The organism is bacterium, assembly GCA_030654305.1.
Lineage (GTDB): Bacteria > Krumholzibacteriota > Krumholzibacteriia > LZORAL124-64-63 > LZORAL124-64-63 > PNOJ01.
Genome location: JAURXS010000237.1, coordinates 1 through 7,843, shown reverse-complemented (window position 1 = coordinate 7,843; position 7,843 = coordinate 1). Strand labels below are relative to the sequence as shown.

8 protein-coding genes are annotated in these 7,843 nt (G+C 71.9%); 1 reads left to right on the top strand and 7 read right to left on the bottom strand.

Annotated elements, in window-relative coordinates; all coding sequences use genetic code 11:
- The 5 genes from Q7W29_06610 to Q7W29_06590 form a co-directional block, all read right to left on the bottom strand.
- Positions 1–269: cytochrome c3 family protein (locus tag Q7W29_06610; GenBank protein MDO9171486.1), on the bottom strand; the 269-nt coding region annotated here is incomplete at its 3' end.
- Positions 262–1,578, bottom strand: a complete 1,317-nt coding sequence (locus Q7W29_06605; protein ID MDO9171485.1) for a peptidylprolyl isomerase — start codon at positions 1,576–1,578, stop codon at positions 262–264. The genes Q7W29_06605 and Q7W29_06610, both read right to left, overlap by 8 nt.
- 1 nt (position 1,579) lies before the next feature.
- Positions 1,580–2,653 carry a hypothetical protein gene (locus tag Q7W29_06600; GenBank protein ID MDO9171484.1) on the bottom strand — a complete coding sequence of 358 codons (1,074 nt, stop codon included), beginning with the start codon at positions 2,651–2,653 and terminating at the stop codon, positions 1,580–1,582.
- Positions 2,653–3,225, bottom strand: coding sequence for a hypothetical protein (locus Q7W29_06595; GenBank protein ID MDO9171483.1), 573 nt, complete (start codon positions 3,223–3,225; stop codon positions 2,653–2,655). The genes Q7W29_06600 and Q7W29_06595 overlap by 1 nt, the downstream gene beginning before the upstream one ends.
- Before the next feature lie 37 nt (positions 3,226–3,262).
- On the bottom strand, positions 3,263–5,374 hold the full coding sequence (locus Q7W29_06590; GenBank protein ID MDO9171482.1) for a hypothetical protein: 2,112 nt from the start codon (positions 5,372–5,374) through the stop codon (positions 3,263–3,265).
- 240 nt (positions 5,375–5,614) lie between these two features.
- Here Q7W29_06590 and Q7W29_06585 point away from each other — a divergent pair, with 240 nt between their 5' ends.
- Positions 5,615–6,526: a hypothetical protein gene (locus tag Q7W29_06585; protein ID MDO9171481.1), complete on the top strand. Its 912-nt coding sequence runs from the start codon at positions 5,615–5,617 to the stop codon at positions 6,524–6,526.
- On the opposite strand, the gene hemL is transcribed toward Q7W29_06585, so the two are convergent.
- Together hemL and Q7W29_06575 are read right to left on the bottom strand one after the other, a co-directional pair.
- Positions 6,409–7,710 carry a glutamate-1-semialdehyde 2,1-aminomutase gene (hemL, locus tag Q7W29_06580; GenBank protein ID MDO9171480.1) on the bottom strand — a complete coding sequence of 434 codons (1,302 nt, stop codon included), beginning with the start codon at positions 7,708–7,710 and terminating at the stop codon, positions 6,409–6,411. The genes Q7W29_06585 and hemL overlap by 118 nt on opposite strands.
- On the bottom strand, positions 7,707–7,843 hold a 137-nt coding region (locus Q7W29_06575), incomplete at its 5' end, for a hydroxymethylpyrimidine/phosphomethylpyrimidine kinase (GenBank protein MDO9171479.1). The genes Q7W29_06575 and hemL, both read right to left, overlap by 4 nt.

The window sequence follows — 7,843 nt, the reverse complement described above, 5'->3', positions numbered from 1 at the left end:
TGGGGCGCGTGGCAGCCGGCGCACAGGGCGTTGCCGGACTCCTTCAGGGCCAGGCGTCCCACGACGCCGTGGACCTCGTGGCAGGCTTCGCACTCGGCCTTGGCGAAGGGGGCGTGGGCGTGGGGGGCGCCGGCGGCCTTCTTCTGGTCGGTGTGGCAATCCAGGCAGGTCTTCGAGCGGAACGGTCCCGCCGCCCGGGCGGCGGGCGGGCACGTGGCCGCCAGCAGCAGGACCAGGGCGAGGCAGGCAGGCGCGCAGCGCTTATTCATGGCTCTCCTTCGCGGACTCCCGGGCGAGCCGGTCGCGGACGATGGTCTCGGCGCCGGGGACGATCCTGACGGTCGTGGCGGCCTCGAGCCGCGCGACCGCGTCGGCGATGTTCTCGCGCGTGGGCTGGGCCTTCATGCGCAGCAGCAGGTCCTCCCGGCAGTCCGCGAGGGTCCGCGGCGTCGGCTGTTCGATCTCGGTCACGACGGCCACCACCCAGCCTCCGGGCACCTCGTAGGGATCCAGGACCTGACCGGGGCGGGCCTCGCCCGGCTTCAGGCCGATCATCGACGGCTGGAGCCAGGTCGTGGGCAGGGCGGCGGCGTCCTGGCGGACCTCGGACGTGCGCTTGGCCAGCCAGGTCATCTCGGCGCCCTGGTCCAGGCGCTGCTTGAAGGTCTCCGCGGCGCTCTGCTTCTCGAGCAGCACGCTCTGCACCTTCAGCCGGGCCGGCGGCGTCAGGTGCGCGAGGTTCTCGCGGTAGAACGCCGAGATCTCGGCTTCGGTCGGCGCGTAGCGGAACCGGCCCAGGGAGTTGACCATCTCCTCCAGCACGAGGTCGCGCTCCTGCTGGGCCGCGAGGCGCTTGATCATGCGGCGCTCGGGGATCCCCAGCCGCGCGGACTCGTAGCCGAGCAGGGCCTCGCTGAACCACTTCTTGAAGAAGTCGTCGCGGATCTGCGCCGCGTCGGGCTTGTTGGCGAGGCCGTGGAAATACTCGAAGCGCATGTTGTGCGTGAGCGCGCTGACGCGCAGGGCGCCGGAAGGCAGCTTCGCCAGCACCGCGTCGCTCTCGTTCAGTTTCTTCTGGACCGCGGGATCGGTCGAGGCGTAATCGAGGGACTCCAGCAGCGCGGTGTCCACCTTGATGCCGTACCTCAGCTTCAGCCCGCCGAGGTAGGCTTCGATGGCCTCTTCGCGGGCGCGCGCCGGATCCGCGATCACCAGCGGCGCGGTGGACGCGATCGAATCCAGCAGGGCGACGATGCTGCGCGAACGGACGGTCTCGCGCACCTGGGCGGTGATCATGTCCTTGCGGTGAAGGCCCGTGCGGTAGCCCTCCTGGATGATCAGCTCGTTCTGGATCAGGCGCCTCAGCACGGCGGAAGGTTCGGGCATCTGCTGCTGCTGCCCCTTGTTCATCTGCAGCGTGACGAACAGCTCCATGTCCAGGTCGGCGACGGAGATCGTGTCGCGGCCCACGAAGACCAGGGGCGCGTCGCCGGGCGGGGCCGCCGCCGCGGCGGCCGTCGCGAAGAGGATCACGGCCAAGAGCGAGGGCGTGTGCGGGCGCGGGTGGGCGAACTTCATGTCAGCGTACCTTCCCCGGCTGTCGGGAAGCATCCCACAGCCTGTGCATGGCCGTGGCGATCAGTCGCCGCGGCGTGTTGGATTCCACGTTGCCGAACCAGCCCTTCGCCGGGCTGTTGTCCTGATCGATGTCGAAGGCTGCGGTCACCAGGCCCGTCCGGGTATCGACCGCCCGCAGGTGCAGCGTGAAGGACCGCACCGTCTCCCAGGATACGGCGCTCGAGGCCGGGGCGTCGTCGTCGGTCGCCCGGACGAACTGATCCGGATCGCGGGTGATCATCTCGACCATGGTCGCCTCTCCGGCGCCGAACGAACCGGCCAGCAGGTCCAGTCCGGAGCGGTCGGGACGGCGGGGGTCGATGCCCGCGGCCGCGAGGGCGCCGCCCAGCACGGCCGGGTCCAGGACGGCGCGGGCCGTGTCGGCCAGGGCGGCCTCGAGCAGGCACTGCGTCGCGATCTGGGCGGTCGCGGCGTCGAACCCCAGGGGGTGGACCGCCAGCGGCGCGAAGGGTTCGCCCGATCTCGTCCGTGTCGCGGCGGCGAGCGCTGCGACGAGCCGGCGGCAGGCGATCGCGAAATCGATCCGCCAGGCGGCGCCGCCCAGCGCGCAGGCCTCCGTGGCGGCGGACTCGACCAGTCCGGTCGCGGCGCGGAGGGTGCGCCCGGCGAGCTCGATCCGGTCGCGGCCGACGTAGAGGTGCACGAGCAGCAGCCGTCCCGCGCCGGCGCTGTCCAGGCCGGCCAGGAACGTCGGCGCGAGCAGCCTCCCGTCGCGGATCCGGAAGCGCCGCTGCAGGGCGAGCGTCGCGTCGGCCGGCAGGGGCGCGCCGCCGGACCGCGTGAGCGCGGCGGCCAGCTCCTGTTCGCCGAGCGCGCGGAGGTCCGCCAGGTCCGCGACGCCGCTGCCGTAGCCGGCGCCGGCCATGAACAGCAGGACGCACGTGCGGTCGTCGTCGCCGGGCGCCGCGTCCCCCGCGGCGGCGGGGAGGGCGGCGTGCAGGCACGCCAGGAGCGCCAGGGCCGCCGCGGCGGCACCGGCGCGCGTGAAGAAGGGGCTGCGGCACGGTCCTCGCATCAGAACAGCGACTCCAGGGCGTCGTGCACCGCTCGGCGCGACACGTCGTGCTGGCTGGCCGAATCGCCGCCGAAGAGCTTGCGCCAGAACGACGAGCCGTCGCGCGAGACCTGGGCGTTCCAGACCATGGTGCCGGTCTCGGTCTCCAGCATCGAGAACGACGCGGTGATCGCGTTCGTCTGGTCGCCGCCGCTGCGGCGCTGCCCGTAGTCCTCCACCGCGCCGGTGAAGATCGCCTGGACCTCGAGCGCCTCGCCGAGGGCGACGACCTGCTCCGGGGTCAGGGGCGTGTCGGGCCCCAGGCCGAGGCGGCCGTACGCGGCCAGCGTCGCGCCCGGATCGACGACCGACAGCGCCTCGGTCTGCAGGAGCTCGGCCAGGAACACCGGCTGCAGGCGCGCCGCCGCGAAGCGGTCGGAGCTGAGGTTCTGGAACGGGACCACCGCGCAGCGCCGGACGAAGCCGAGGTCCACGTCGGGGTGGACGAAATGCGCGGTGTGGGGTGCGCATCCGGCCAGCGCGGCCAGCCCGAACGTGAGCGCGATCCGTGTCCACACTCGAGGTACCATCATCCCGTCTCCCCTCGTGGCGGCCGGCGGCGGCCGCGTCTCAGAAGCTCCAGTGAACCCTGAAATTGGTGTTGAAAGGCGAGTTCCGCTCGCCGTCGCGCTCGTACTCCTGGACCTCGAGTCCGCCTTCGAGCGTGAGGCGGGGGCGCGCGCGGCACACCGCCTGCAGGGAGGCTCCCTGCTGGTGGGTGTTGGTGCGCGTGTCCTGCTGGTCGCTGAGCGAGACCTGCAGGCTGACGCTGCCGCCCGGCAGCGGGCTCCAGGTCAGGTAGTGCCGCAGCATCCAGTCGTCCCGGAGACGCTGCTCGTAGCGGGCGAGGCTGTTCAGCGCGAGCAGCGGCATGATCTGCCAGCCGACATCGAGCTGCGTGTCGTTGAAGGGCTCGAATCCCGCGCCCGCCACGGTGCTCACCCAGCGGTTCACGCGGCGCAGGTTCACGTTCAGGCGCGGCTTCGGGGAACACGTGACGGTCGTCGAGACGGTCCACGAGCGCGAGTCGCTCGCAGAGGCGTAGTCGTCGAGGCGGGCGTGGCTGACCTGCTGCTGCAGGCTCAGGGCCGGCGCCGGACGCCAGGCGACGTCCAGCGAGGCGTTCTCGGTGGCCTTGTCCAGGTCGCGGCTGTGGTCCACCAGGCGCGACCAGCCGAGCCGGCTCCACAGGCGCGGTCCGTCGCGACGGGTCAGCGACAAGGCGTAGCCCTCCACGTCGGTGCTGCTGCGGGACGGGCTCTCGAGCCGGTTGCGGTGGTAGGCGCCGCCCGCGGTCCAGACGTCGCGGCGCCAGGTCGCGCCGAGGCGGTGGCTGTTGCCGCTGAGGTCGCGCGAGTCGTCCTCGTAGTTGCGCTCGTCGAAGCTGGCGTCGTAGGCCAGGGTGAGGTCCCGTCGGATGTCGTACTCGAGGCTGCCGTCGATCTGGTGACGTGCGACGTCCGACGTGGTCTCGCCGTCGGCTGCGGCCGCGGGCCCCTCGATCTCCAGTTCCGTCAGCGCGATCACGGCCTCGGTGGGGCCGGTCTTGACGTCGACCAGCTTGAGGCGCCGGACGGCGGTGCCGTCCGCGAACTCGACGGTCCAGCCCTGGCGGCCGTTGCCCCAGTCGTGGTAGGCGACGTCGGCAGCGCCGGGGGCGAGCTCGGTCCAGGCGACCCCTTCGGGGTCGTCGTTCACGAAGACGCGCCACTGCAGGAACGCGGGGAAGCGCACGACGTCGGCGACGTAGAGCACGGCCTGGCTCATCTCCGTCGTCTCGCCGAAGTCCACCACGAGGTTGCGGTAGTCGCCGCCGTACTCGCGCACGACGCTCTGCTCGTCGCCGATGTCCAGGCCGGCCGGCTGGTCGAGGTCCAGATCGGCCAGCGCCGGCAGCGGCGTCGGCGACGGCTCGAGGGGATCCAGGTTTTCGGGCGTGTCGTCCAGGACGTAGCCGATCGACAGCGGCACCAGCAGCGACCGCCGGTCGCCGCCGAGCTCGATGGTCTGGCGCAGCAGGCGGCTGCGCGCGTCCAGCGCGTAGCGGACCCGGCCGGCGTCCAGGAGCCCGGACTTGCGGTACTGGACGTTGTGGCTGGTGTAGAGGCGGCGGTTGCCGTCGGTCACCGAGCGGTTGTCGCTGCGCGTGTAGCCGTAGCGCAGGTTGCCGTAGCGCTGCCACGAACGTTCGACGCCGGCGCTCAACTGGCGGTCGCGGGTTTCGATCTCCGGCAGGGGCGCTTCGCGCCGCCAGGAGGCGGTGTCCTGGTAGCGCGCGTACCAGTCTCCCCAGCCGGGAACGCCGCGCACGTTGGCCCCCCAGTCCAGCCGCTCGTCGCGGTACCCGTCCAATCCGGCGCCGCTCCAGGTCTTGCGGAAGGCGCCCGCCGAGAGCAGGGCCCGCAGGTTGCCGCCGCGGTACGTCAGCGACGCGTTGGGTTGGTTCAGGACGTTCGAGAGTTCGCTGGAGATCGCGCCGTAGCGGCTGGTCAGGTCCTCGCGGCGGTTGCGGAACTGGAGCCGGCCGGCGAGTCCGGGCGTGAAGCGGTAGACCTGTTCGTAGGAGTCGTCGAGGTAGAGGGTGCTGGTGCGATACGCCTCGCCGCCGGCGCGACCCTCCTGGCGGTTGCCCTGGACGTCGATCTGGCCGTCGAGCGCGTGCACGGCGCCGGCGGCGATCATCAGGAGCGCCAACGTCCCGGCGAAAACGTTTGTTGACTTATCGAAATGCACCGGACGACCAGACCCCGTCGCGAGTTTGCGTGTCGGCGGGGGAATCCCCCAGGACTCCCTAGTATATAGTGCGTAACCCGGAGATTTCCCGTTTTTTTTCCAACGTATCGATCATGAGTATCGATACGGTACGGATCGCTGTAATTTTCGCTCAAGTGCTATTTTTGATATGTCGATACATATCGCACCATGCGAAAATTATTCAACGCTTCAGTCAATTCCTGGTGGTGCCTGACCCTGGTCACGGCGCTCCCGGCGGTACTCGTCGCGTCCGGTCCCGCCGCGGCGGCGCTGCCCCACGAACAGGTCGCCTGCGACCGCTGTCACGGAGGCGGCGAGGCCGCCGTCGGCGCGCGGAGCGTCGGCGACGCTGTCTGCCGTGCCTGCCACCCGGCTGCGGCGCGCGGCGAAGCGGCTCTGTCGGCCTTCCACGCCGAGGTTGAACGCGACTGCCTGGACTGCCACGTCTTCCATGCCCCGCAGGAGATCCGCGCCGGCGCCCTCGTCTTCCGCTTCACGCACGGCGATGCGGCCGCGCGCTCCCTCTGCCGGTCCTGCCACGCGCCCGGCGGCGATCTGGAGGCCCTGAGCGACGGTCACCGCGCCGCGGCCGCCGTCTACCACGCCGACTCGTCCCGGCTCGCCGGCCTGACGCCGTCGCAGAGCTGCCTGCTCTGCCACGGCGACGCCGGGGGCGATGCCGCCGCGCTGCGTCTCGTCGACGCGGCCCCGCGCTTCGCCGAGCATGCCAGCCATCCCTACGGCGTCGCCGCGCGCTCCGGCGGCAGCGGCGGTTTCCCCGTCAAGCCGCGGATCGACGCTCGACTCGAACTCTTCGACGGCCGCATCGAGTGCCAGACCTGCCACAGCCTCTCGGCCGGGACCGCCGACCTGCTGGTCGCGCTCGACGGGACCGACGGGCTCTGCCTGGGCTGCCATGGCCGCGCCGGGTCGACGCGGTCGGCGGTCGCCGCGGCGCCCGTTCAGCCCCCGACCGCGACGGCCAGCGCCTCGCGCGCGGCCGCGACGGTCGTGTCGATGTCCTCGTCGGTATGGGCCGCGGACACGAAGCCCACCTCCCAGCCCGACGGCGCCAGGTAGACGCCGCGCTCGATGAGCGCGCGGTGCAGCCGGCCGTACGTCGGCATGCGCGCGCCGTCGATCGCGTCGAAGCGGACGGGCGCCTCGGCCTGGAACACCGTCCAGAACAGCGAGCCCTGCCGCACGACGGTCGCGACCGCGCCGGCCGCGGCGGCCGCTCCGCGCAGGCCCGCCTCCAGCCGCGCGCCCTTGCGCTCCAGCTCCGCGTAGAATCCCGGCCGTCCGATCTTCTCGAGCGTCGCGAGGCCCGCGGCCATCGCCACCGGGTTGCCGCTCAGGGTGCCGGCCTGGTAGACCGGCCCCAGCGGCGACACCTTCTCCATGATGTCGCGCCGACCGGCGTACGCGCCGACGGGCATGCCGCCGCCGATGATCTTGCCGTAGGTGCCGAGGTCGGGCTCGATGCCGTACAGCTCGGCGGCGCCGCCCGCCGCCACGCGGAAGCCGCTGATCACCTCGTCGAAGATCAGCAGCGCACCGTGGCGCTGCGTCAGTTCGCGGCACGTGCGCAGGAACGCCGGCGTCTGCAGCAGCAGGCCGGCGTTGGCCGGCACCGGCTCGATGATCAGCGCCGCGACCTCGTCGCCGTGGGCTGAGAAGAAGGCGCGCAGCCGCTCCTCGTCGGCCAGCGGCAGCACGGCCGTGTGGCGCGTGACGTCGGCCGGCACGCCGCCGCTGCTCGGGGTGCCGAAGGTGGCCAGGCCGCTGCCCGCGTCCACCAGCAGGCTGTCGACGTGGCCGTGGTAGCAGCCCGCGAACTTCACGATCAGGTCGCGCCCGGTGAAGCCGCGGGCCAGCCGCACCGCGCTCATCACAGCCTCGGTGCCCGAGCTGACGAAGCGCACGCGGTCGCACCAGGGCAGGCGCGCCAGGAAGGCCTCGGCGAGCAGGACCTCGCGGCGGCTCGGCGCGCCGAAGCTGGCGCCCTCGGGCACGGCCTCGAAGATGGCCGCCTGCACGTCGGGATCGGCGTGGCCGAGGATCATCGGCCCCCAGCTCTGGCAGTAGTCGAGGTACTCGCGGCCGTCCTCGTCGGTGAAGCGGGCGCCCCGCGCGCTGCGGAAGAAGAGCGGGTCGCCGGGCACGGACTTGAAGGCGCGCACCGGCGAGTTGACGCCGCCCGGCGTGGTCTTCTGGGCGCGGGCGAACAGGGTGTCGTTGCGGGAGGTGTCGGAAGTGCTCATGGCTTGCTCGCTTCTTTATAAGTGAATGCAAAATAACGGTTCGGTACCAGCTTGCCCATGCCGAAGCGCTGGGCATGCGCCAGGGCGCCTGCTGTATACAGTTGGGCGGCCTGCACCGCCTGCTGCGGGGCGG

Excerpts from the sequence above, each read along its gene's own strand:
- Q7W29_06605 (MDO9171485.1), bottom strand. The coding sequence starts at position 1,578 with ATGAAGTTCGCCCACCCGCGCCCGCACACGCCCTCGCTCTTGGCCGTG.
- Q7W29_06600 (MDO9171484.1), bottom strand. The coding sequence starts at position 2,653 with ATGCGAGGACCGTGCCGCAGCCCCTTCTTCACGCGCGCCGGTGCCGCC.
- Q7W29_06595 (MDO9171483.1), bottom strand. The coding sequence starts at position 3,225 with ATGATGGTACCTCGAGTGTGGACACGGATCGCGCTCACGTTCGGGCTG.
- Q7W29_06590 (MDO9171482.1), bottom strand. The coding sequence starts at position 5,374 with ATGATCGCCGCCGGCGCCGTGCACGCGCTCGACGGCCAGATCGACGTC.
- Q7W29_06585 (MDO9171481.1), top strand. The coding sequence starts at position 5,615 with ATGCGAAAATTATTCAACGCTTCAGTCAATTCCTGGTGGTGCCTGACC.
- hemL (MDO9171480.1), bottom strand. The coding sequence starts at position 7,710 with ATGAGCACTTCCGACACCTCCCGCAACGACACCCTGTTCGCCCGCGCC.